The sequence below is a fragment of the Streptomyces sp. NPDC031121 genome (assembly GCF_055570615.1).
Window position 1 is genome coordinate 87812 of record NZ_JBVIGV010000003.1, and the last position, 22238, is coordinate 110049.

At 74.4% G+C, this 22238-nt stretch carries 18 protein-coding genes and 1 tRNA gene; 8 read left to right on the forward strand and 11 right to left on the reverse strand.

The annotated features are described in order from the left end of the window. The first annotated feature begins 15 nt into the window (after positions 1 to 15). Entirely contained in the window at positions 16 to 2259 is a 2244-nt protein-coding gene (recD2, locus tag ACZ462_RS06065) for an SF1B family DNA helicase RecD2 (RefSeq protein WP_467809214.1), read from the forward strand. A gap of 167 nt (positions 2260 to 2426) precedes the next feature. Continuing rightward, complete coding sequence (locus ACZ462_RS06070) at positions 2427 to 3716, forward strand: citrate synthase (RefSeq protein WP_467809215.1); 1290 nt, start codon at positions 2427 to 2429, stop codon at positions 3714 to 3716. 414 nt (positions 3717 to 4130) lie between these two features. On the opposite strand, the gene ACZ462_RS06075 is transcribed toward ACZ462_RS06070, so the two are convergent. From ACZ462_RS06075 to ACZ462_RS06095, 5 genes are all read right to left on the reverse strand, one after another. After that, entirely contained in the window at positions 4131 to 6431 is a 2301-nt protein-coding gene (locus tag ACZ462_RS06075; protein ID WP_467809217.1) for a heavy metal translocating P-type ATPase, read from the reverse strand. A gap of 108 nt (positions 6432 to 6539) precedes the next feature. Beyond that, positions 6540 to 6773: a heavy-metal-associated domain-containing protein gene (locus tag ACZ462_RS06080; RefSeq protein WP_114057630.1), complete on the reverse strand. Its 234-nt coding sequence runs from the start codon at positions 6771 to 6773 to the stop codon at positions 6540 to 6542. 226 nt (positions 6774 to 6999) lie between these two features. Further along, the gene (locus ACZ462_RS06085) at positions 7000 to 7200 is read right to left on the reverse strand and encodes a helix-turn-helix transcriptional regulator (RefSeq protein ID WP_467807169.1); all 201 of its coding nucleotides are present in this window, start codon (positions 7198 to 7200) and stop codon (positions 7000 to 7002) included. 234 nt (positions 7201 to 7434) lie between these two features. Then, the gene (locus ACZ462_RS06090) at positions 7435 to 8445 is read right to left on the reverse strand and encodes a Gfo/Idh/MocA family protein (RefSeq protein WP_467807171.1); all 1011 of its coding nucleotides are present in this window, start codon (positions 8443 to 8445) and stop codon (positions 7435 to 7437) included. A gap of 34 nt (positions 8446 to 8479) precedes the next feature. Next, complete coding sequence (locus ACZ462_RS06095) at positions 8480 to 9394, reverse strand: sugar phosphate isomerase/epimerase family protein (protein WP_467807172.1); 915 nt, start codon at positions 9392 to 9394, stop codon at positions 8480 to 8482. Positions 9395 to 9567: 173 nt separating this feature from the next. On the opposite strand from ACZ462_RS06095, the gene iolC reads away from it, so the two are divergent. The 4 genes from iolC to ACZ462_RS06115 are packed head-to-tail and all read left to right on the forward strand — an operon-like array spanning position 9568 to position 14705. Beyond that, positions 9568 to 10485: a 5-dehydro-2-deoxygluconokinase gene (gene iolC / locus ACZ462_RS06100; RefSeq protein ID WP_467807245.1), complete on the forward strand. Its 918-nt coding sequence runs from the start codon at positions 9568 to 9570 to the stop codon at positions 10483 to 10485. After that, a complete protein-coding gene (gene iolB, locus ACZ462_RS06105; RefSeq protein ID WP_467807173.1) occupies positions 10473 to 11327 on the forward strand; it encodes a 5-deoxy-glucuronate isomerase in 855 nt (284 codons plus the stop codon). The genes iolC and iolB overlap by 13 nt, the downstream gene beginning before the upstream one ends. Further along, the gene (gene iolD, locus ACZ462_RS06110) at positions 11324 to 13192 is read left to right on the forward strand and encodes a 3D-(3,5/4)-trihydroxycyclohexane-1,2-dione acylhydrolase (decyclizing) (RefSeq protein ID WP_467807175.1); all 1869 of its coding nucleotides are present in this window, start codon (positions 11324 to 11326) and stop codon (positions 13190 to 13192) included. Before iolB ends, iolD begins: the two co-directional genes overlap by 4 nt. 13 nt (positions 13193 to 13205) lie before the next feature. Then, entirely contained in the window at positions 13206 to 14705 is a 1500-nt protein-coding gene (locus ACZ462_RS06115; protein ID WP_467807177.1) for a CoA-acylating methylmalonate-semialdehyde dehydrogenase, read from the forward strand. Between the two features lie 64 nt (positions 14706 to 14769). Here the strand turns inward: ACZ462_RS06115 and ACZ462_RS06120 are convergent, their stop codons facing one another. The 5 genes from ACZ462_RS06120 to ACZ462_RS06140 form a co-directional block, all read right to left on the reverse strand. Further along, the gene (locus tag ACZ462_RS06120; RefSeq protein ID WP_467882518.1) at positions 14770 to 15807 is read right to left on the reverse strand and encodes a WxL protein peptidoglycan domain-containing protein; all 1038 of its coding nucleotides are present in this window, start codon (positions 15805 to 15807) and stop codon (positions 14770 to 14772) included. A 31-nt stretch (positions 15808 to 15838) separates the two neighbouring features. Then, entirely contained in the window at positions 15839 to 17131 is a 1293-nt protein-coding gene (locus ACZ462_RS06125; protein ID WP_467807179.1) for a hypothetical protein, read from the reverse strand. Positions 17132 to 17425: 294 nt separating this feature from the next. After that, positions 17426 to 17839, reverse strand: coding sequence for a GNAT family N-acetyltransferase (locus tag ACZ462_RS06130; protein ID WP_467807180.1), 414 nt, complete (start codon positions 17837 to 17839; stop codon positions 17426 to 17428). A gap of 127 nt (positions 17840 to 17966) precedes the next feature. Beyond that, a complete protein-coding gene (locus ACZ462_RS06135; protein WP_467807183.1) occupies positions 17967 to 18665 on the reverse strand; it encodes a 4'-phosphopantetheinyl transferase family protein in 699 nt (232 codons plus the stop codon). 146 nt (positions 18666 to 18811) lie between these two features. Continuing rightward, positions 18812 to 19324 (reverse strand): hypothetical protein, encoded by a 513-nt coding sequence (locus ACZ462_RS06140; protein ID WP_467807184.1) that lies wholly within the window; start codon positions 19322 to 19324, stop codon positions 18812 to 18814. 391 nt (positions 19325 to 19715) lie between these two features. Here ACZ462_RS06140 and ACZ462_RS06145 point away from each other — a divergent pair, with 391 nt between their 5' ends. Both ACZ462_RS06145 and ACZ462_RS06150 read left to right on the forward strand, forming a co-directional pair. Beyond that, positions 19716 to 20153, forward strand: a complete 438-nt coding sequence (locus tag ACZ462_RS06145; protein WP_467807246.1) for a phospholipase — start codon at positions 19716 to 19718, stop codon at positions 20151 to 20153. Positions 20154 to 20489: 336 nt separating this feature from the next. Then, positions 20490 to 21992 carry a class I adenylate-forming enzyme family protein gene (locus tag ACZ462_RS06150; RefSeq protein WP_467807185.1) on the forward strand — a complete coding sequence of 501 codons (1503 nt, stop codon included), beginning with the start codon at positions 20490 to 20492 and terminating at the stop codon, positions 21990 to 21992. Positions 21993 to 22131: 139 nt separating this feature from the next. Here ACZ462_RS06150 and ACZ462_RS06155 read toward each other — a convergent pair. Beyond that, a tRNA-Arg gene (locus ACZ462_RS06155) sits at positions 22132 to 22204 on the reverse strand. Positions 22205 to 22238 lie beyond the last annotated feature (34 nt).

Genomic DNA, 22238 nt, shown 5'->3' on the forward strand with positions numbered 1-22238 from the left:
CGGTAACGTCGTCCCATGGCAACGAACGGGGCGGTCCAACTCGCGGTGGTCGAGGGGGTCCTGGAGCGCATCACGTATGCGAACGAGGAGAACGGCTACACCGTCGCCCGCGTCGACACCGGCCGGGGCAGCGGGGACCTGCTGACGGTCGTCGGCTCCCTGCTGGGCGCCCAGCCCGGCGAATCGCTGCGCATGGAGGGCCGCTGGGGCTCGCACCCCCAGTACGGCCGCCAGTTCACGGTCGAGAACTACCGGACCGTGCTGCCCGCCACCGTCCAGGGCATCCGCCGCTACCTCGGCTCCGGCCTGATCAAGGGGATCGGCCCGCGCATCGCCGACCGCATCGTCGAGCACTTCGGGACCGACACCCTCGACGTCATCGAGGCCGACCCCGGGCGGCTGGTCGAGGTGCCGGGCCTCGGCCCCAAGCGGACCAAGATGATCGGCGCCGCCTGGGAGGAGCAGAAGGCCATCAAGGAGGTCATGGTCTTCCTCCAGGGCGTCGGCGTCTCGACCTCCCTCGCGGTCCGCATCTACAAGAAGTACGGGGACGCCTCCATCTCGGTGGTCCGCAACCAGCCCTACCGGCTCGCCGCCGACGTCTGGGGCATCGGCTTCCTGACCGCCGACCGGATCGCCCAGGCCGTCGGCATCCCGCACGACAGCCCCGAACGGGTCAAGGCCGGCCTCCAGTACGCGCTGTCGCAGTCCGCCGACCAGGGCCACTGCTTCCTGCCCGAGGAGCGGCTCATCGCCGACGGAGTCACCATGCTCCAGGTCGACACCGGCCTCGTCATCGACTGCCTGGCCGAACTCGCCGCCGACCCCGAGGGCGTCGTACGGGAGCTGGTGCCGGACCCGGACGGCGGGCCGCCGGTCACCGCCATGTACCTGGTGCCGTTCCACCGCGCCGAGCTCTCGCTCGTGGGGCAGGTGCGGCGGCTGCTGAACGCCGAGGACGACCGGATGCAGTCCTTCCAGGACGTGGACTGGGAGCGGGCGCTGGGCTGGCTCGCCGGGCGCACCGGTGCCGAGCTGGCCCCCGAGCAGCGGGACGCCGTACGGCTCGCCCTCACCCGGAAGGTGGCCGTCCTGACCGGCGGGCCCGGCTGCGGCAAGTCGTTCACCGTCCGCTCCATCGTGGAACTGGCCCGGGCGAAGAAGGCGAAGGTCGTCCTCGCCGCGCCGACCGGGCGGGCAGCGAAGCGGCTGTCCGAGCTGACCGGCGCCGAGGCCTCGACCGTGCACCGGCTGCTGGAGCTCAAGCCCGGCGGGGACGCCGCGTACGACCGGGACCGCCCGCTGGACGCGGACCTGGTCGTCGTCGACGAGGCCTCCATGCTGGACCTGCTGCTGGCGAACAGGCTGGTCAAGGCCGTGGCGCCGGGTGCCCACCTGCTGCTCGTGGGCGACGTCGACCAGCTGCCCTCGGTCGGCGCGGGGGAGGTGCTGCGGGACCTCCTCGCCGACGGCGGGCCCGTCCCCGCGGTCCGCCTCACCCGGATCTTCCGGCAGGCCCAGCAGTCCGGCGTCGTCACCAACGCCCACCGGATCAACACCGGCCTGCCCCCGCTGACCGACGGCCTGCCCGACTTCTTCCTCTTTCCCGAGGAGGACACCGAGGAGGCCGGCCGCCTCACCGTCGACGTCGCCGCGCGGCGGATCCCCGCCCGCTTCGGCCTGGACCCGCGCCGCGACATCCAGGTCCTCGCACCCAAGCACGGCGGGCCGGCCGGGGCGGGCCACCTCAACGGGCTGCTCCAGCAGGCCATCACCCCGGCCCGGCCGGACCTCGCGGAGAAGCGGTTCGGCGGCCGGGTCTTCCGCGTGGGGGACAAGGTCACCCAGATCAGGAACAATTACGAAAAAGGAGCGAACGGCGTCTTCAACGGCACCGTCGGCGTGGTCACCGCCCTCGACCCGGTCGAGCAGCGGCTGACCGTCCGGACCGAGGAGGACGAGGAGGTCGGCTACGACTTCGCGGAACTGGACGAACTGGCCCATGCGTACGCCGTCACCATCCACCGCTCCCAGGGCAGCGAATACCCGGCCGTCGTGATCCCCGTCACCACCGGCGCTTGGAGGATGCTCCAGCGGAACCTGCTCTACACGGCGGTGACCAGGGCGAAGAAGCTGGTCGTGCTGGTGGGGTCGCGCAAGGCCCTCGCGCAGGCGGTGCGTACGGTTTCCGCAGGCAGGAGGTTCACGGCGGTCGCCCCTAGGCTGTCCGGCCGCATACCGGTGGGAAACACCGCCTAGGGTTTCCGCTTTCGGCGCCGAGGGGGCAGGATAAGAAGGTTGACGGCACTCAGTGCCGTCGAAATCGCCTTACGCCGACCCCGAGTGCACTCTCCTGCGCCAGATGGGGGAAGGTAGAGGAAGTCAGGGCACCTCGAAGAAGAGGCACTACGTCGGTGAGGGATGACGTGAGCGACAACTCTGTAGTACTCCGGTACGCGGACGGTGAATACACCTACCCGGTGGTCGAGAGCACCGTGGGCGACCAGGGCTTCGACATCGCGAAGCTGAGGGCCCAGACCGGGCTCGTCACCTTGGACAGCGGCTACGGCAACACCGCCGCCTACAAGTCCGCGATCACCTACCTGGACGGCGAGCAGGGCATCCTGCGCTACCGCGGCTACCCGATCGAGCAGCTGGCGGAGCGCTCGACCTTCCTCGAGGTCGCGTACCTGCTGATCAACGGCGAGCTGCCGACCGTCGACCAGCTCGCGTCGTTCCGCAACGAGATCACCCAGCACACCCTGCTGCACGAGGACGTCAAGCGGTTCTACGACGGCTTCCCGCGCGACGCGCACCCGATGGCCATGCTGTCCTCCGTGGTCAGCGCGCTGTCGACGTTCTACCAGGACAGCCACAACCCGTTCGACGACAAGCAGCGGCACATCTCCACGATCCGCCTGCTGGCCAAGCTCCCGACGATCGCGGCGTACGCGTACAAGAAGTCGGTCGGCCACCCGGTCGTCTACCCGCGCAACGACCTCGGCTACGTCGAGAACTTCCTGCGCATGACGTTCTCCGTGCCGGCGCAGGAGTACGAGCTGGACCCGGTGGTGGTCTCCGCGCTCGACAAGCTGCTGATCCTGCACGCGGACCACGAGCAGAACTGCTCCACCTCCACCGTCCGCCTGGTCGGCTCCTCGCAGGCGAACATGTTCGCCTCGATCTCCGCCGGCATCTCGGCCCTGTGGGGCCCGCTGCACGGCGGCGCCAACCAGTCCGTGCTGGAGATGCTCGAGGGCATCCAGGCCAACGGCGGCGATGTCGACGCCTTCATCCGCAAGGTGAAGAACAAGGAGGACGGCGTCCGCCTGATGGGCTTCGGCCACCGGGTGTACAAGAGCTTCGACCCCCGCGCGAAGATCATCAAGGCTGCGGCCCACGACGTGCTCTCGGCGCTCGGCAAGTCCGACGAGCTGCTCGACATCGCCCTCAAGCTGGAGGAGCACGCGCTCTCCGACGAGTACTTCGTCTCGCGCAACCTCTACCCGAACGTGGACTTCTACACGGGCCTCATCTACCGCGCGATGGGCTTCCCGACCGAGATGTTCACCGTGCTCTTCGCGCTCGGCCGCCTTCCCGGCTGGATCGCCCAGTGGCACGAGATGATCAAGGAGCCGGGTTCCCGCATCGGCCGCCCGCGCCAGATCTACACGGGCGTCGTCGAGCGCGACTTCGTCCCGGTCGAGGCCCGCTGACGCACGGCCCGCGGCCTCTCCGCCGCCCTCCGGGGCGCCGGCCCGCAGTACGCGAAAAGCGCCCCGCCGTCGATCCCCCCACGGGTCGACGGACGGGGCGCTTTCCCTTGCCCCGGCCGAGGACTCCCCCCACGGGATCCGGGCCGGGTGTCGGCGAGGAGCGCACCACCGGTGCGCTCCGGTCGGGTTCTGCCGGGACCCGTACGGGTCGGGGGGGCCGCTCAAAGCACCCCGTCGGGCACGCGTCCCGGCCGGCCGGTGCCACGGACGTCCCCCAAGACCTCCGTGAACGTCCCCCAAGACGCTCCTGGCACCGCCCCATTAGACCCACTGACCGGGCCGATGGTTACGCTCCTGTCACTGTGATCTGCGTCTCCTGTGAAGGAAGTGTGCACAGTGTGAGGAGAGGAACCGCTACCGGAAGGATCGCAGCCGCAGGCTGTTCGTGACCACGAAAACCGAGGAAAAGGCCATCGCGGCCCCTGCGATCATCGGATTGAGCAGTCCGGCGGCCGCAAGCGGCAGGGCCGCCAGGTTGTAGCCGAAGGCCCAGAACAGGTTGCCCTTGATCGTGGCGAGGGTGCGCCGGGAGAGCCGGATGGCGTCCGCCGCGACCCGCAGGTCGCCGCGGACCAGCGTCAGGTCGCCCGCCTCGATCGCGGCGTCGGTGCCCGTCCCCATGGCCAGGCCCAGGTCGGCCCTGGCGAGGGCCGCGGCGTCGTTGACGCCGTCCCCGACCATGGCCACCGTCCGGCCCTCGGACTGCAGGCGCCGCACCACGTCCACCTTGTCCTGCGGCAGCACCTCGGCGATCACCTCGTCGATGCCGACCTCGCGGGCCACCGCCTCGGCGACGGCCCGGTTGTCGCCGGTCAGCAGTACCGGCGTGAGGCCGAGCGCCCGCAGCCGGGACACCGCCTCGGCGCTGGTCTCCTTGACGGCGTCCGCGACGGTCAGCACACCGCGCACCGCACCGTCCCAGGCGACCAGCACGGCGGTGGACCCCTCGGCCTCGGCGGCCGCCTTGGCCTGCGCCGGCCCGTCGGGGAGGGTGATCGACCGCTCGGCGAGGAGCCGCTCGCGGCCGACGAGCACCTCGCGGCCCTCCACCACGCCGCGGACGCCGAGCCCGGCGAGGTTCTCGAAGGACTCCGGCACCGGCAGCGGGCCGCGCTCGGCGGCGCCCGCCGCGACGGCCCGCGCGATCGGATGCTCCGAGGCGTGCTCCAGGGCCCCGGCGAGGCGCAGCAGCTCGGCGCCGTCCGTTCCGGGCGCGGGGTGCACGCCGGACAGGGCCATGCGGCCGGTGGTGACGGTTCCGGTCTTGTCCAGGACGACGGTGTCGACGCGGCGGGTGGACTCCAGCACCTCCGGCCCCTTGATCAGGATGCCCAGCTGGGCGCCCCGCCCGGTGCCGACCATCAGCGCGGTCGGCGTGGCCAGGCCCAGCGCGCAGGGGCAGGCGATGATCAGCACGGCGACGGCGGCCGTGAACGCGGCGGTGGGGTCGTCGGTGGCGAGCAGCCAGCCGACCCAGGTGGCGAGCGCGATGAGCAGGACGACGGGCACGAACACGGCGGAGATCCGGTCGGCGAGCCGCTGCACCTCGGCCTTGCCGTTCTGCGCCTCCTCGACCATCCGGGCCATGCGGGCCAGCTGGGTGTCGGAGCCGACGCGGACGGCCTCGACGACCAGGCGGCCGGAGGTGTTCACGGTCGCGCCGGTGACGGCGTCGCCGGCGGCGACCTCGACCGGGACGGACTCGCCGGTCAGCATCGAGGCGTCGACGGCGGACTCGCCCTCGACGACCGTGCCGTCCGTGGCGATCTTCTCCCCGGGGCGCACGGTGAAGCGGTCGCCGGGCCGCAGGGAGGCGGCGGGGACCAGCACCTCGCGGCCGTCGCGCAGGACGGTGACGTCCTTCGCGCCGAGCTCCAGCAGGGCCCTCAGCGCGGCGCCGGCCTTCCGCTTGGACCGGGCCTCCAGGTAGCGGCCGAGCAGGATGAAGGTGACGACGCCGGCGGCGACCTCCAGGTAGATCGCGGAGGAGCCGTCGGTGCGGGAGACGGTGAAGTCGAAGCCGTGCCGCATGCCCGGCATGCCGGCGTGCCCGAAGAACAGCGCCCACAGCGACCAGGCGAAGGCGGCGAGGGTGCCGAGCGAGACGAGGGTGTCCATGGTCGCCGCGCCGTGCCGGGCGTTGGTCCAGGCGGCCTTGTGGAAGGGCAGGGCGCCCCAGACGACGACGGGGGCGGCGAGCGTGAGGGAGAGCCACTGCCAGTTGTCGAACTGCAGGGAGGGCAGCATCGCGAGCAGGACCACCGGCAGGGACAGCGCGGCGGAGACGAGCAGCCGGGTGCGCAGCGCCGCCGTCGCCGGATCGGGCGCCTCCTTCGGAGCCTCCGCTTCCGGGGCGCCGGCGGGGGTGGCGGCGGGGGCGGGCGGGGGCGGCTCCTCGGCGGTGTACCCGGTCCGCACGACCGTCGCGATCAGGTCGGCGACCTCGACGCCGGCGCCGTAGGAGATCCGCGCCTTCTCGGTGGCGTAGTTCACCGTGGCGGTGACGCCGTCCATGCGGTTCAGCTTCTTCTCGATGCGGGCCGCGCAGGAGGCGCAGGTCATCCCGCCGATCGCCAGCTCGACCTCGGCGGCGGGCGGGGGCGGTGCCGCGGCCCGCGGGGGCCCGTCGTGCACCGTGCTGCGGCTCGTGCTCATGCTCATGATCCGGCTCCAAAGGGACGGCCGGGCCGTACGAAGCCGGTATCAGCCGGCGGTACGGCCCGGGTCGGGTGCTGCGCGGGAGGGGCGCCGGGCCCCGGCTGCTCAGGCCTGGCCGGCGAACTCGTAGCCGGCCTCGTCCACGGCGGCCCGGACGTCCTCCTCCGCGAGCGGTGCCTCGGAGACCACGGTGACCTCCCCGGTGGCGGCGACGGCCTTGACCGAGGCCACGCCCGGGAGGGCCGAGAGCTCGGCGGTCACGGCGCCCTCGCAGTGGCCGCAGGTCATGCCGGTCACGCGGTAGACGGTGGTGGTGCGGGTGTCCGTCTCGGCGGTCATGTCGTTCTCCTCGTTCAGGGGTGCGTCCGGCTGCTGCCGCAGGGGGCGGTTGTGTGCCACGGTCCCTCCGACAGCACGAGACTATACCCCCAGGGGGTATTAGGCGAGTGGCGGAGGGCTGTTTCCGCGCGCCGCGGGCGGGGCGGGTCGCGGGCCGGGCGGGCTCCGGACATGCGGGCGGCCCGGACGCACCGGGCGTCCGGGCCGCGACCTGTGCCGCCGCGCGTCAGGAGCTGCTGCGGGAGCGGTTGCCCGGGCGGCGCGCCGCCCACTCGCGGATCGTGTCCGCGCGCCAATAGGGCCTGCCGCCCTGCACGAGGTCCGGAGCGGGCAGCAGCCCGTGCTTGCGGTAGGAGCGCACCGAGTCCGGCTGGACCCGGATGTGGGCGGCGATCTCCTTGTAGGACCACAGCGGTCCGTCGCTCATCGGCGACACCTCCTCGTCCGCGCGCCGGGCCGGCCGGGAGGCCGGCGGGGGATCCGGCGCGCGGCCCCGAACGATCACCTCGGGTGTTTCCCGGAAGGCAGCGGAGTCGTGACTGCACGTGTGCTTTTGTGTACTTCCTGTTACGGAAGTCCGCGTGACGCGGACGGAGGCGACACGGCGGCGACAGCCGGGACGCCGCCGGGACACCGCCGACGGTGCGGGCCGGCGGCCCCGTCAGCGGTACAGCGCGGGCCGCTCCACCAGCTCCACCGCGGTCCGTACCCCACTGCGAGCCGCGGCCACCGCCGCCTCGCAGACGGCCGCCGCCGCGTAGCCGTCCCATGCGTCCGGCCCCGCCACCCCGCCCCGGGCCGCCGCGGCCACCCACCGGCGCAGCTGCCGGTCGTACGCGTCGGCGAACCGCACCGTGAAGTCCTGCGGGATCGCCGACGCCCGCAGCCCGGCCCGGCGGACCTCGACCGCCTGCGGCTCGCCGAGGGACGCGCTCCCCGACTCCCCGACCGCCTCGCACCGCACCTCGTAGCCGAACCCGCAGTTCACGAAGACCTCCACGTCCACCAGCGCCCCGCCGGAGGTCTCCATCAGCACGAAGCGGGGATCGCCCAGCCCCTCCGGGGCCAGCGAGGACGGCGCCGGCGAGAACACCGACACCGCCGTCACCTCCTGCCCCAGCAGCCAGCGCGCCGCGTCGACCTCGTGCACCGCCGAGTCGCCCAGCAGCATGTCCGCCGTGAAGAACGGCGGCGAGGACGCGTTGCGGTGCCGGCAGTGCAGGAACAGCGGCCGGCCGATCCCGCCCCCGTCCAGCAGCTCCTTGAGCTGCCCGTACTCCGCGTCGTGCCGCCGCATGAACCCCACCTGCACCAGCCGCCGCCCCAGCCGCTGCTCTGCCTCCAGTAGCCGCAGCGCCCCCGCCGCGTCCGGCGCCAGCGGCTTCTCGCACAGGACGGGCAGCCGCCGCTCCAGGGCGTACCCGACCGCCTCCTCGTGGGCGGCCGCCGGCGAGGCGATCAGCACGGCCCCCACGCCGGGCGCGGCCACCGCCGCCGCCGGGTCGGTGAGGGCGCGCGCCCCGTCCAGGCCGGCGGCGACCTCCTTCGCGCGGTCCCCGTCCGGGTCGGCCACGGCCACCACGCGGGCCCCGCCGACCGTCCGCCCGATGCGCCGGGCGTGGTCGGCGCCCATCCTGCCCGCCCCGATGACGGCGATGCCGAGCGTGCTCATGTCGTCGTACCTCCCACAGGCCGGTCCGGTCGGTTCAGCGGGCGCCGCAGGAGCGCAGGTAGTCACGGGTGCGGCGGGCGATGGGCAGCGGACGCTCGGGCGGGCACGGGTACATGTCCTGCTCCACGATCGCGAACAGGTCCACCCCCAGCCGCTGCGCGGCGGCGAGCACCGGCTCCAGCGCCGGCACCCCCGACGGCGGCTCGCACATCACCCCCCGGGCCACGGCCGGCCCGAACGGCACCTGCTCCGCCACCACCTCCGCGAGGATCCGCGGATCGACCTGCTTGAGGTGGAGGTAGCCGATCCGCTCGCCGAACTCCTCGATTGCCGCCACGCTGTCGCCGCCGCAGTAGGCGTAGTGCCCCGTGTCCAGGCACAGCGACACCAGCTCCGGGTCGGTCGCGTCGAGGAAGCGCGCCACGTTCGCCGGGGTGTCGATGTGGGTGTCCGCATGGGGGTGGACGGCGATCCGCAGCCCGAACCGGTCCCGGACCTCCCGCCCCAGGCGCTCCGTCTGCCCGGCCAGTTCGCGCCATCCGCCGGCGGTCAGCTCCCGGTCCTCCAGCACCGCGCCCGTCTTGTCGTCCCGCCAGAACGCCGGGATCACCACCAGGTGGGCCGCGCCCATGTCCCGGGTCAGCGCGGCGATCCGCGACACGTGCTCCCAGGTGTCCGCCCAGACCGCCGGCCCGTGATGGAGTCCGGTGAAGACGGTGCCGGCGCTCACGCGCAGGCCCCGCTTCGCGGTCTCCTCGGCGAGCCGGCCGGGATCGGTGGGGAGGTAGCCGTACGGGCCCAGCTCGATCCACTCGTACCCGCACTCCGCGACCTCGTCGAGGAAGCGGTGCCACGGCGTCTGGAGCGGATCGTCGGGAAACCAGACACCCCAGGAGTCCGGAGCCGAGCCGACGCGGATACGGGTCAACGCGGGTGGGGAGGAGGTCATGGCACCACCTTCGGTACGGGACGGACAGGACGGAACGGGACGGGCGGGACGGGACCGGCCCTGCGGGGCGGGACTGGCGGGGCGGGTGGGCGGGCAGGACTGGTGCGGAACGAGTGGAGGACGGGGAGCCGGTGACGACCACAGCGGACGACGTCGTGTTCGACCTCATCGCCATGGGGCGGATCGGAGTGGATCTCTACCCGCTGAGGACGGGTGTACCGCTCGCCGAGGCGGACACCTTCGGGAAGTTCCTCGGCGGCTCCGCCGCGAACGTCGCCGTGGCCGCCGCCCGGCTCGGCCGGCGCACCGCGCTGATCAGCCGGACCGGCGCCGACCCGTTCGGGGCGTACCTGCACGCCCAACTGCGGGCGTTCGGCGTGGACGACCGCTGGGTGGAGGAGGTGGCCGCGCTGCCGACCCCCCTCACGTTCTGCGAGATCTTCCCGCCCGACCGCTTCCCCCTCTACTTCTACCGCCACCCCAAGGCCCCCGACCTGGAGATCACCGCCGACTCCCTCGACCCGGCCGCCCTGCGGGCGGCGCGCATCCTCTGGACGACCGGCACCGGCCTGAGCGAGGAGCCCAGCCGGACCGCCACCCTGGCCGCGCTCGAAGCGCGGGCCCGGACCGGGCCGACCGTCTTCGACCTGGACTGGCGGCCCGCGCTCTGGCGGGAGGACCCGGCCGAGCACTACGCGCGGGCGCTGCGCCTCGCCACCGTCGCCGTCGGCAACCCCGAGGAGTGCGAGACCGCCACCGGCGAGTCCGAACCGTACGCCGCGGCGCGGGCCCTGCTCGCCGCCGGCGCCGACCTGGCCGTCGTCAAACGCGGAGCCGACGGCGTCCTGGCCGTGCACCGCGACGGGACCACCGCCGAAGCGGCCCCCGTCAAGGTCGACGTCGTCAACGGCCTCGGCGCGGGCGACGCGTTCGGCGGCGCCCTCTGCCACGGGCTGCTCGCCGGCTGGGACCTGCCGCGGATCCTGCGGTACGCGAACGCGGCCGGCGCCCTCGTCGCCTCCCGGCTCGCCTGCTCCTCCGCGATGCCCCACCCGGACGAGGTCGAGGAGGCCCTGGCATGGCAGAGGTGACCGCGCACGACCTCCCGCACGCCCGGCTCCGCATCCTGGAGCTGGAGCCGGGGGAGGCGTACACGCACGAGGCCGGCGGCTGCGAGTGGATCGTGCTGCCGCTCCGGGGCGCGGCGCGGGTGCACTGCACCCCCGGCGGCGGGGCGGGGGCGGCGCCCGGCGCCGCGTTCTCCCTGCACGGCCGGAGCTCCGTCTTCGCGGCCGTCAGCGACTTCGCCTACCTCCCGCGGGACAGCCGCAGCCGCGTCACCGCCCCCCGAGGCGGCCGGTTCGCCCTCGCCGGCGCCGTCTGCGAGCGGACGCTTCCGCCCCGGTACGGGCCCGCCCGCCACGTGCCCGTGGAACTCCGCGGAGCAGGCGGCTGCTCCCGCCAGGTGAACAACTTCGCCGCCGCCGACGCCTTCGACTGCGACCGCCTCATCGCCGTCGAAGTCCTCACCCCCGGCGGCAACTGGTCCTCGTACCCGCCCCACAAGCACGACGAGCACCACCCCGGCCGCGAATCCCGGCTGGAGGAGGTCTACTACTACGAGATCGCCCCCCGCGGCGGCACCCCCGGCTACGGCTACCAGCGCGTCAGCCCCTCCCCGGGCGGGAGGACCGACATCCTCACCGAGGTGCGCACCGGCGACGCCGTCCTCATCCCGGACGGCTGGCACGGCCCGTCGATCGCCGCCCCCGGCCACGACATGTACTACCTGAACGTGATGGCCGGACCGGACCCCGCCCGCGCCTGGCTCATCCGCGACCACCCCGACCACGCCTGGATCCGGGACACCTGGCCCGGCCTCGCCGTCGACCCCAGGCTGCCCTTCCCCCGAGCGGAGGACGAAACCCGATGAGGCTCACCGTCGCCCAGGCGCTCGTCCGCTTCCTCAGCCGCCAGTACACCGAGCGCGACGGCCGCACGACGCGGCTCATCGCCGCCACCTGGGGCATCTTCGGACACGGCAACGTCGCCGGGATCGGCCAGGCCCTCCTGGAGACCGGCCGCGCCGGCATGCCGTTCCTCCAGGGCCGCAACGAGCAGGCCATGGTCCACGCCGCCGTCGGCTACGCCCGCCAGAGCGGCCGGCTCTCCACCCACGCCGTCACCACCTCCATCGGCCCCGGCGCCACCAACCTCGTCACCGGCGCCGCCCTCGCCACCATCAACCGGATCCCCGTACTCCTGCTGCCCGGCGACACCTTCGCCACCCGGCCCGCCGACCCCGTCCTCCAGCAGCTCGAAGCCCGCGGCGCGGGCGACGTGTCCGTCAACGACACCCTGCGCCCCGTCTCCCGCCACTTCGACCGGATCACCCGGCCCGAAGCCCTCGTCCCGGCCGCCCTCGAAGCGATGCGGGTGCTCACCGACCCGGTGCAGACCGGCGCCGTCACGCTCGCCCTGCCGCAGGACGTGCAGGCCGAGGCCCACGACTGGCCCGAGGAGTTCTTCGCGGAACGCGTGTGGCGCGTGCGCCGGCCGCTGCCCGACCGGGGCGAACTCGCCGCGGCCGCCGACGCCGTACGGGCCGCCGCCCGGCCACTGGTCATCGCCGGCGGCGGGATCCGCCACAGCGGGGCGGGGGCCGCGCTGGCCGCGTTCGCCGACGCCACCGGCATCCCCGTCGCCTGCACCCAGGCCGGCAAGGGCGCCCTGCCGTACGGCCACCCCGCCGACGTCGGCGGGATCGGGCACACCGGGACCGCCGCCGCCGACGGCCTCGCCCGCCGCGCCGACCTCGTCATCGCCGCCGGGACCCGGCTGACCGACTTCACCACCGCCTCCGCGACCCTCTTCCAGGACCCCGCCGTCCGGTTCGTCGGGCTCAACCTCGACCCGTACGACGCCCACAAGCTCGCCGCGCTCCCGCTCGTCGCCGACGCCCGCGAAGGCCTCGACGCGCTCCGCGCCGCCGTCGCCGGGCACCGCGCCGACCCCGCCCACACCGCCGCCTCCCGCGAGGCCAAGGCCCGCTGGGAGCAGCAGGTCGACCGGGCCTACGCCGTCCCCGACGAGGACGCCGCCCCGACGCAGGCACAGGTCCTCGGCCTGCTGGACGCCCTCGTCGACGGCAGCGACGTCCTCGTGAACGCCGCCGGGTCCCTCCCCGGCGACCTGCACCGGCTGTGGCGGGCCCGCTCCGCCGACCAGTACCACGTCGAGTACGGCTACTCCTGCATGGGCTACGAGATCCCCGCCGCCCTCGGCGCCGCGCTCGCCGCCCCCGACCGGCCCGTGTGGGCGCTCGTCGGGGACGGGACGTACCTGATGAACCCCACCGAGATCGTCACCGCCGTACAGGAAGGCGTCCCGATCAAGGTGGTGATCCTCGACAACCACGGCTACGCCTCCATCGGCGGCCTCTCCCAGGCCGTCGGCGCCGAGGGGTTCGGGACCGCCTACCGCCACCGGGCAGGGGACGGCACGTACAGCGGGCCGCCGCTGCCGGTGGACCTCGCCGCGAACGCGGCCTCCCTCGGCATGGCCGTCATCCGCACCCGCACCATCGGTGACCTGCGCAAAGCCCTCGCCGAGGCGCGGGAGGCGGACCGTCCCACATGTGTCTACGCGCAGACCCGAACACCCGACACTGTGTCGGGCCCACCCCCCGCGCAGGCGTGGTGGGATGTTCCCGTGGCCGCGACCGCGACCCGCGCTGCCGCGGTCGCGGCCCGCGAGGAGTACGACCGGCAAGCCGCTCAGCGACGTCGCCATCTGTGAAGGAGCAAAGGCAATGAAGACCGTCAACCACTGGATCGGTGGCAAGACCGTCGAGGGCGCGTCGGGCAACTACGGCCCCGTCACCGACCCCGCCACCGGCGAGGTCACCACGCAGGTCGCCCTGGCGTCCGCCGCGGAGGTCGACGACGCCGTACGCGTCGCCAAGGAGGCCTTCCAGGACTGGGGCCGCTCCTCGCTGGCCGCCCGCACCAAGGTGCTCTTCGCCTACCGGGCCCTGCTCGACGCCCACCGCGACGAGATCGCCGCGCTGATCACGGCCGAGCACGGCAAGGTCCACTCGGACGCCCTCGGCGAGGTCGCGCGCGGCCTGGAGATCGTCGAGCTGGCCTGCGGCATCACCACCCAGCTCAAGGGCGAGCTGTCCACGTCCGTGTCGAACCGCGTCGACGTCGCCGCGATCCGCCAGCCGCTCGGCGTCGTCGCGGGCATCACCCCGTTCAACTTCCCGGCGATGGTCCCGATGTGGATGTTCCCGCTGGCCGTCGCCTGCGGCAACACCTTCGTCCTCAAGCCGAGCGAGAAGGACCCGTCGGCCGCCAACCGGCTGGCCGAGCTGGCGTCCGAGGCCGGCCTGCCGGACGGCGTCCTGAACGTCGTCCACGGCGACAGGGAGGCCGTCGACGCGCTGCTCTCGCACCCGGACGTGGCCGCCGTCTCCTTCGTCGGCTCCACCCCGATCGCCCGGCACATCCACACCACCGCCTCCGCCAACGGCAAGCGGGTCCAGGCCCTGGGCGGCGCCAAGAACCACATGCTGGTCCTGCCCGACGCCGACCTCGACGCGGCCGCCGACGCCGCCGTCTCCGCCGCGTACGGCTCCGCGGGCGAGCGCTGCATGGCCATCTCGGCCGTCGTGGCGGTCGGCGCCATCGGCGACGCCCTCGTCGAGAAGATCCGCGAACGCGCCGAGAAGATCAAGATCGGCCCGGGCAGCGACCCGGCGTCGGAGATGGGCCCCCTGATCACCAAGGCGCACCGCGACAAGGTCGCCTCGTACGTCCACGGCGCCGCCGCCCAGGGCGCGGACGTCATCCTGGACGGCACGGGCTACACCGTCGAGGGCTTCGAGGACGGCCACTGGATCGGCCTGTCCCTCCTGGACAACGTCAAGACCGACTCCGACGCCTACCGCGACGAGATCTTCGGCCCGGTGCTGTGCGTGCTCCGCGCCGAGACCTACGAGGAGGGCGTGGCCCTCATCAACGCCTCGCCGTTCGGCAACGGCACGGCGATCTTCACCCGCGACGGCGGCGCGGCCCGGCGCTTCCAGCTGGAGGTCGAGGCCGGCATGGTCGGCGTCAACGTGCCGATCCCGGTGCCGGTGGGCTACCACTCCTTCGGCGGCTGGAAGGACTCCCTCTTCGGCGACCACCACATCTACGGCAACGACGGCGTCCACTTCTACACCCGCGGCAAGGTCGTCACGACCCGCTGGCCGGACCCCTCCGAGGCGCACGCCGGCGTGGACCTGGGCTTCCCCCGCAACCACTGACCCCGCCGGCAGGCCGGCCCGGAACCCCCGTCCGCTCGCGGCCGGGGGTTCCCGCGTGTTCGGCTCAGCTCGCCGGAGCAGGGGACTCCTCCGGGTGCGGGGCGGCCGTGCTGCGGCCCCGGCGCCGGCGGTGTCGGCGGCGGCGCAGGAGGGCGGCCGCCGCGGCCGTGAGCAGGAGGAGGACGGCGAGGGCGGTCCACGGGACCGCCACGAAGCGGGTGCCGCCCACGGCGGACAGGCCCGGATGGGCGGCCGACCCCGCCGTGACCCGTACCGTGACCCGGTCGGCCTGCGGCGCGTCCGGCCACGGCTCCGACAGCTCGACCCGCCCGCCCGGCAGCAGCACCGGCCCGCGCCCGCGGGCCGGCCGGTCCAGCAGCGTACGGCCGAAGAGGCCCTCGGCGGTGACGGCGGCCTCCGGCTCCACGACCACGTTGCCGCGGTTGACCAGCACGTACGAGATCGTGGCGCGGGCCTTACCCGTCCAGGGCAGCAGCGGCGCGGTGCGGCGGACCCGTACGTCCTCCACGCTCAGGCCGGGCACCACCGGGCCCGGCACCCGGAAGTACAGGCGGGCGCCGACCTGCCGCCGGACCCCCACCTGCACCCCGCCCTCCCGGCGGACGCCCTCGACGGCGGTGCCGAGGGCGACGATCCCGCCGACGTGGTCGCCGGGCGCCGCGTCCTGCGGCACGTGCACCGTGAACGGGATGTCCGTCCGGCCCCGCGCGGGCACCGTCACCGGGTTCGCGGCCTGCGGGGCCAGCGCGATCCACGCCCCGACGTCCCGCGGCGGGCGCTCCACGGGCAGCAGCGCGAACGCGCCGCCCGCCGGGGTGTTCACCGCGTCCGCGGCGAAGATCCGCAGGGTCAGCTCCCGGTCGGAGGAGTTCAGGACCGTCACGCTGTCGGAGACGGCCGTCCCGGCCGCGCCCTGGTGGAAGAAGTACGCCCGGTCCGTGCGGCCGGCGGCGGGCGTCGGGAAGACGGACCAGGTGCCGTTGTCCGCCGCCGACGCCCGGGACCCCGCGGGCAGGAGCAGCGCCGCGGCCAGCAGGAGCAGGCAGAGGGCCGGGCCGGGGCGGGGCGTGCGGCAGCGCATCGGGGCTCCCCTCGGGGCGCGGAGGGGCGGGTCAGGCGATCGAGAAGGTGACGACCGTCTGGTAGGTGTCGGCGAACACGAACGGCGGCAGCTGGATCATCCCGGCGCCGCCGACCGCGAACTCGCCGCCGGTCAGCTCCTCGCCGCCGGGGGCCTGGGAGGCCACCTTCATCGGCGTGTCGGTGATCGCGCCGGGCGCGCCCGCGGTGCAGGTGCTCGGGCTGTCCGGGTTGGTGACGGTGCAGGACGGCTGGATGCCGAGCTGCGCCTGCGGCATGGAGTGGCCGGTCGTCTGGTTCAGGAACGGCGTACGGGTCGCCGTCACGTCCCAGCCGAGGGTGCCGCCGCGGAAGTCCCGGACGGCCGCGGCGTGGAACGCGCCGACCACCGACTGGGCCTTGCCGTTGATCGTGACCGGCGGGAAGGAGACGGCCGGCTGGCCGGCCTCCGGGCCGAGCGCGAGCGGGCCGGGGAGCACCTCGATGTCGACGGGGTTCTTCACCCCCGCCTGGTCCTCGACGAACACGAAGGACTTGTAGGGGGCGGCCGAGCCGTCGATCCGGACGGCGTCGGCCTTCTTCGTGACGGTCAGCAGGCAGGTCGCGGCGCCCGACGCGTCCGCGGAACCGGTGCCGGTGTCGCCGGTGGGCGCGCCCGCAAGCAGCGCCGAGCAGGTGACCGGCCCGGCGGGGAAGTTGGCGCCGCTGACGGTGACGGCCGTGCCGGCCCCGCCGCTGTTGGGCGTCGCCTTGGTCGTGACGGGATCCTTCGGCAGCGCCTCGACGGCGACCGAGCCGAGGACGGCGCTCGGGCGGGGCGCCGGGGTGCAGGTGGTGGTGAAGACCGTGCCGCCGAGGTCGGCGTCGGTTACGGCCAGGTCCAGCCGGACGTCGACCGCGGTGCCCTCGGTGCCGTCGGGGATGCGGACCGTCCCGGAGAACGGCTTGGGGTCGAGCGGGGTGCCGGCCACGACGCTGACCGTCTCCGGCGGGCTGGTGACCAGCTGGGTGGTGCCGCCGACCTTGAGGGTGAGCTTGGTGGTGTTCACCGTCGTGATCGAGAACCCCGGGATCAGCGGGCTCGCGCCCGGGTCGATGGTGACGGGGACGGTGTCCCCGGCCTTCGCGGTGCCGGGCAGGGTCACCGTGTAGTCCTGGGTGCCCGAGCCGTCCGGCTGCGGGGCCGGGGCGTCGCAGTTCTCGAAGACGGGCGTGGTCCTGGTCGCCGCCTGCGCCGTGCCGGCCAGACCGGCCGCGCCGGCCGCCAGCACCAGGGACAGCGCGCCCGCCCCGGCCAGGATTCTGCGTGGGAGCGTTCTACTCACTGGGTCGCCACTCCTTCGTCGGACGAACCCCTCCCGCCCACCCGCTGTGGGGAGGAGGCCGAGCCGGTGCGGTGGCCGTCATTGATGCGTCGCGCCGATGAGAAGTCAATGGCTCCCTTCGGTCGGAGGCAGACAGGAATTGATGTGACATCAGATCGGGGCCAGTGGGCGGAGGCGGCAGGGAGGCGGAGCAGCAGGCCGCCGGTGCCGGCCGGCACGCCGGTGACTGGACGGCCCCGCCCACGGCCGGACCGGTACGCCGGCGGCGGCCGGACCGGTACGCCGGCGGGAGGGTCAGTCGGCCAGCGGCCAGCCGCGCATGGCGAAGACACCCTCGTCGCGGGCGCCCGCCGAGTCGTACGTCGCCAGCGCGGCTTCGTTGTCGGTGTCGACCCCCACCCACATGCCGTAGCAGCCCCGGTCGCGGGCCTCCGCGGCGAGCGCCTCGGTCAGCGCCCGGCCGATGCCGCGGCGGCGGTAGCCCTCGTCGACGGAGAGCTCGTACAGGCACATCTCGGTCCCCTTGTCGGGGTGGCTCATCTCGACGCCGCTGACCATCCCGGCGGGCACCCCGTCCACATACGCGATCAGCATCACGTGCCCCGGCGCCGACAGGAACCGCTCGCACCGGTCCAGGGGTGCGGGACCGTCGAAGAGCCCTTCCGCAGCCTGGAGTTCGGCAACGGTGGTGGCCCGGAGGATGTCCATGGCGGCCACCATAACGGCCCCCGCCGCGAACATCCCGCCCCCGCCACCCCGGCGTGGCGCGCCCCGCCCGGCACCTCCGCCTGCCCGCAAGGGTCCCGGCGCACCCCTCGCACGCAGTGGGCGGCGGTCAGGTCCTGAGGGCCAGCGCGGCCGCGTAGGCGGGCGGTGTCGGGAGGTCCGTCAGGTACCAGCCGGCGAGCGGTGCCGGGTGGGGACCGGTGCCGACGTACGGTTCGGCCAGACCGTCCGCCAAGCCCACGCCGGTGGCCTTCAGGCAGGCCTCCTTGCGGGCCCACATCCGGGCCATCGGGATCCGCCGCCCGGCCGCCGGCAGCGCGGCCAGCTCCGCCGTCTCGGACGGGTGCAGCAGGTCGATGACATCCGCCACCACGTCGTCACCGGGCACCTTCTCCACGTCGACCCCGACCGCCGTCCCGGCGAACGCCAGGTACGCCATGTCGTCGCTGTGCGAGAGCGAGAACTGCACCCCTCCACCGGCCACCGCGGGCCGGCCGTGCGGCGCGGCGCAGCACGGACACGCCTCCCGGATCAGTGTCACCTTCTCCGGAGCCAGCCCCAGGTATCCGCCGAGCAGCAGTCGCAGCCCGAGGTGGGAGGCGAGGTAGCGGTGCCGGTCGCCGGGCCGTACGAACCGCTCCGCCCGGTCCCGCTCCTCGGCGTCCAGCAGCGGGAGCGCCTCCTCGATGCGGTGGCCGCCGACCACGTCGAGGGTGGTGTCGAGTGACCACGCCGCCGCGACGTCACCGTGCGGCGGCTCGCCGGTGCGCGGCACGTCCTCGCCGAGCCGGTTCACGAAGGTACTCACCCGACGAGGGTAGAGGAGGCCCTCCGCGCGCCGGACGAGGGGATCGGCCGTGAAGTTCCGCCCCGCCGCCGGGAGATGGCGGCTCCGGCGCAAGCAGCTGCCGCTCCCGCACCCCTGGGTCCCGCAGCGGCCCGCGGGAGTGGCGGTCAGCGCGCCACGGCGGGTATGGACCGGCCGGGTGCGGTGCCGGGGGAGGGGGTGCCGTCGGTCCAGGCGTAGACGCGCTTGCCGCGCACCGCCACCTGGTACTGGTGGGCGTCCCGGCATTCCGGCCGCTCCTGCGCGCGTATGCCGCGCGGCCACCACTTGGCGTCCAACTCCCGCCCCCGGGGCCGCTTCGGCGCCCCGGAACGGCACTGCGGCCCGTCGAGCGGGGCGGAGCCCAGCGTGAAGCGGATCAGGCGGGCCCCGCCCCCGGTGGTGCGCGCGTGTATCCGTATGTCCCTCGCGTCCTCGGGCACCCACGACGGCAGCGTGAACGCCTCCGGTCCGCGCCGCGGCGCGTCGGCGGCGGTCGGGTACCGCTTGCTCTTCTCCTGGAACACCTGGTCGGTGATCGGGTCGGTCAGGGGGTTGGGCGGGAGGTTGGGCAGCGCGAACGCGGCGGTCGCGACCACGGCGGCCACGGCGGCGGCGATGACGAGGGGACGGCGGTTCATGCCCTCAGTCTCGGTCGGGGGGCCGTCGTCCGGCGTCCCTCCCAGGACGAACGTGAGATCTGTCTGAGGTCTGACGGGGACTGGTACCTGAGGACTGCATGGTCCGGATGGCAGGCCCGACACGCCTGGCGCCGGCCCCCTGCCGCCTGACGCCTGAGGGGGACAGGTCACAGGCGACACCTGCGCTCCCGCCCGCCCCGACACCCGGGCCGCGCCGCGCCGTTGTAGCGGGCGTGGGGATCGGGGCGGCGTCGTGTCCTGCTGCGGGGCGGAGTCCCTCTCCGCCGCGGGACGTGGCTCGCGCGGTGTCCCCCGGCTCCCGCTCCAGGAGGATTCCGTGCCCAGCCGTCGTACCCTTGCCCGCGTCGCCGCTGCCGCTGCCGCTGCCGGCGTGCTCGTCCTCGCCGCTCCCGCCTCCGCCGTCCCCGCCGACAAGCCGCAGGTGCTGGTCAGGTGGACGCAGACCGGCTCCGCCAGCTACACCGCGTGGGCCGCGGCGCGTGCCGACCCGGGCGCGTGGGCGGCGTACGGCTTCGACTGGTCGACGGACCACTGCTCCTCCTCGCCCGACAACCCCCTCGGGTTCCCCTTCCGGAACGCCTGCGCCCGCCACGACTTCGGCTACCGCAACTTCAAGAGGGCCGGCACCTTCCCCGCCCACAAGGCCCGCCTCGACGAGGCCTTCCACGCCGACCTGCAGCGCGTGTGCGCCGGCTACTCCGGCGCCAGGAAGACGTCCTGCGACGGCACCGCCTGGACGTACTACCAGGCCGTGAAAACCTTCGGGGTGTCCTCGCAGGACACCCCGGCCGACGTCCCCGCCACCTGACCGCCGACCCGCCCCAACGGACGGCGACTTTCGGCCCCAGCCCCCACTCGGGCCTTCGCGCTCCCGGCCACCGGCCCCGATGCCGGCGGCGCGCGCCACGACCGGCGGAATCCCGGCGGGCTCGCCAGTGCGTCGCACGGCTCGGGCGGGTAGAAGGGCCGGTGGCCGGCGCAGCAGGCGGCGGCCGGACCGAACGGGCGTGCCCGGGACGCGTCCGTCATGCCGCCCATGGCCGGCGGGCGCCGGGCCGCGGCAGCACCGGGAAGCGGACACGCCGGCCGGGCACCCGCCCCCGGCGCGTACGGTCGCCTCCGCTTCCCGAGGAGAGGAGTGGGCATGGCGCCAGCACGGGCACGGTACGTGGCCGACCTGGTCGGAGCGCTGGAGCGGTACGGGGACCGGCCCGCCCTCGGATCCGGCGGCGAGGTGCTGGACTTCGCCGGGCTGCTGGCCCGCGTCCACCGGCTGGCCGGGGAACTCGCGGACCGCGGTGTCGGGCGCGGCACCGGCCTCGCCGTCGTCTTCGGCCGGAACCGGAGCGAGGTGGTCCAGCTGCGGCTCGCGGCGCATGTGCTGGGCGCCCGCCTCACCCAGGTCGTCGCCGACCCGTACACCTCAGGGCTGGACTTCATCCTGCGCGACTGCCGCCCCGCGCTCGTCGTCCACGACATCCCCGTCCCGGCTGCCGGGGCCGGGCTGCTCTCCCTCGACACGCTGCTGCGGGCCGCCGACGCCCGCGACGCCGTCCCGGTACCCGTGGCCGCCCGGGAGGACGACGTGGCCCGCGTGGCGTACACCGGCGGCACGACCGGAGTCCCCAAGGGCGTGGCGTCCACGTTCCGGGCGCTCGCCGCCCGCACCGACGGGCGCGCCACGCGCGAGCGGGGCGAGCCGCCCGCGTACGTGTCCGTCACCTCCCTCGCCCAGCGGGCGGGCGGCCGCTGCCTGGAGCAGCTGCGCGCCGGCGGCCGTACGGAGATCCTGGCGGCCTTCGAGCCGCGGGAGTTCGCAGCCGCCTGCCGGCGGCTGGCGCCCGCGGCCTCGTACCTGATGCCCGGCATGCTCTACCGGCTCCTCGACGACCCGGCGACGGCCGACGGGATCCCCGGGCTCGGCGTCATCTCGTACGGCGCCGCGCCCGTCCTGCCCGAGCGGCTGCGGGAGGCGGTCACCCGCTGGGGCGGCCGCTGGCAGCAGGGGTACGGAATGAACGAGTCCGCGGTGATCTGCCGGCTGACCCCCGCCGACCACGACGCCGCGGTCAGGGACCGGCCGGAGCTGCTGACCTCGGTCGGGCGGCCCGCCGCCGGCGTGGAGGTCGAGGTCCGCGACCCGCAGGGCCGGCCGCTGCCCGCCGGGCGGACCGGCGAGGTGTGGACCAGGTCGGCGGCGGTGATGTCCGGCTACTGGGGCCGCCCCGACCTGACGGCGGCCGTGCTCCGCGACGGCTGGCTGCGCACCGGCGACCTCGGCCACACCGACGCCGACGGCTACCTCCACCTCGACGACCGGCTCGCGGACGCGGTGATGGTCGACGGGGACAACGTGTACTGCCTGCCCGTGGAGGCTGCCCTCGCGCGGCATCCGGCGGTCGCCCGCGCCGCCGTGGTCGGCCGGCCCGGCGGGGCGGCGGGGGAGGAGGTGTGCGCCTTCCTCGTCCCGGCCGCGGGCCGCACGCCCGACGGGGCGGCCGCGGCCGAGGCCTGCGACCTCGTGGAACGCGCCCTCGCCCCGGCCTACCGCCCGACGGCGGTGTTCTGGCGCGACGACATCCCGCTCACCTCCCACGGCAAACCGGACAAACGCCTCCTCCGCGCCGAGGCGGCGGCCCGGCGTTGAGCGGGAGGAATTCGGCCGTATTTCGGTCCGGGGTATGCGAACGCCTGCACCCCGTCCGGCCGGGCACTTGGCTCCTCGTGCCGTGTAAAGGTGCCGAAAAGAGTTCTGACCAGCGTTTCCGCTGGTCAGATAAGGAGAGTGCCCCCGGCAGGACTCGAACCTGCGGCCAAGTGCTTAGAAGGCACCTGCTCTATCCACTGAGCTACGGGGGCCGGAAGGCGGCCGTGGCGGCCTGGAGCCCCGGGG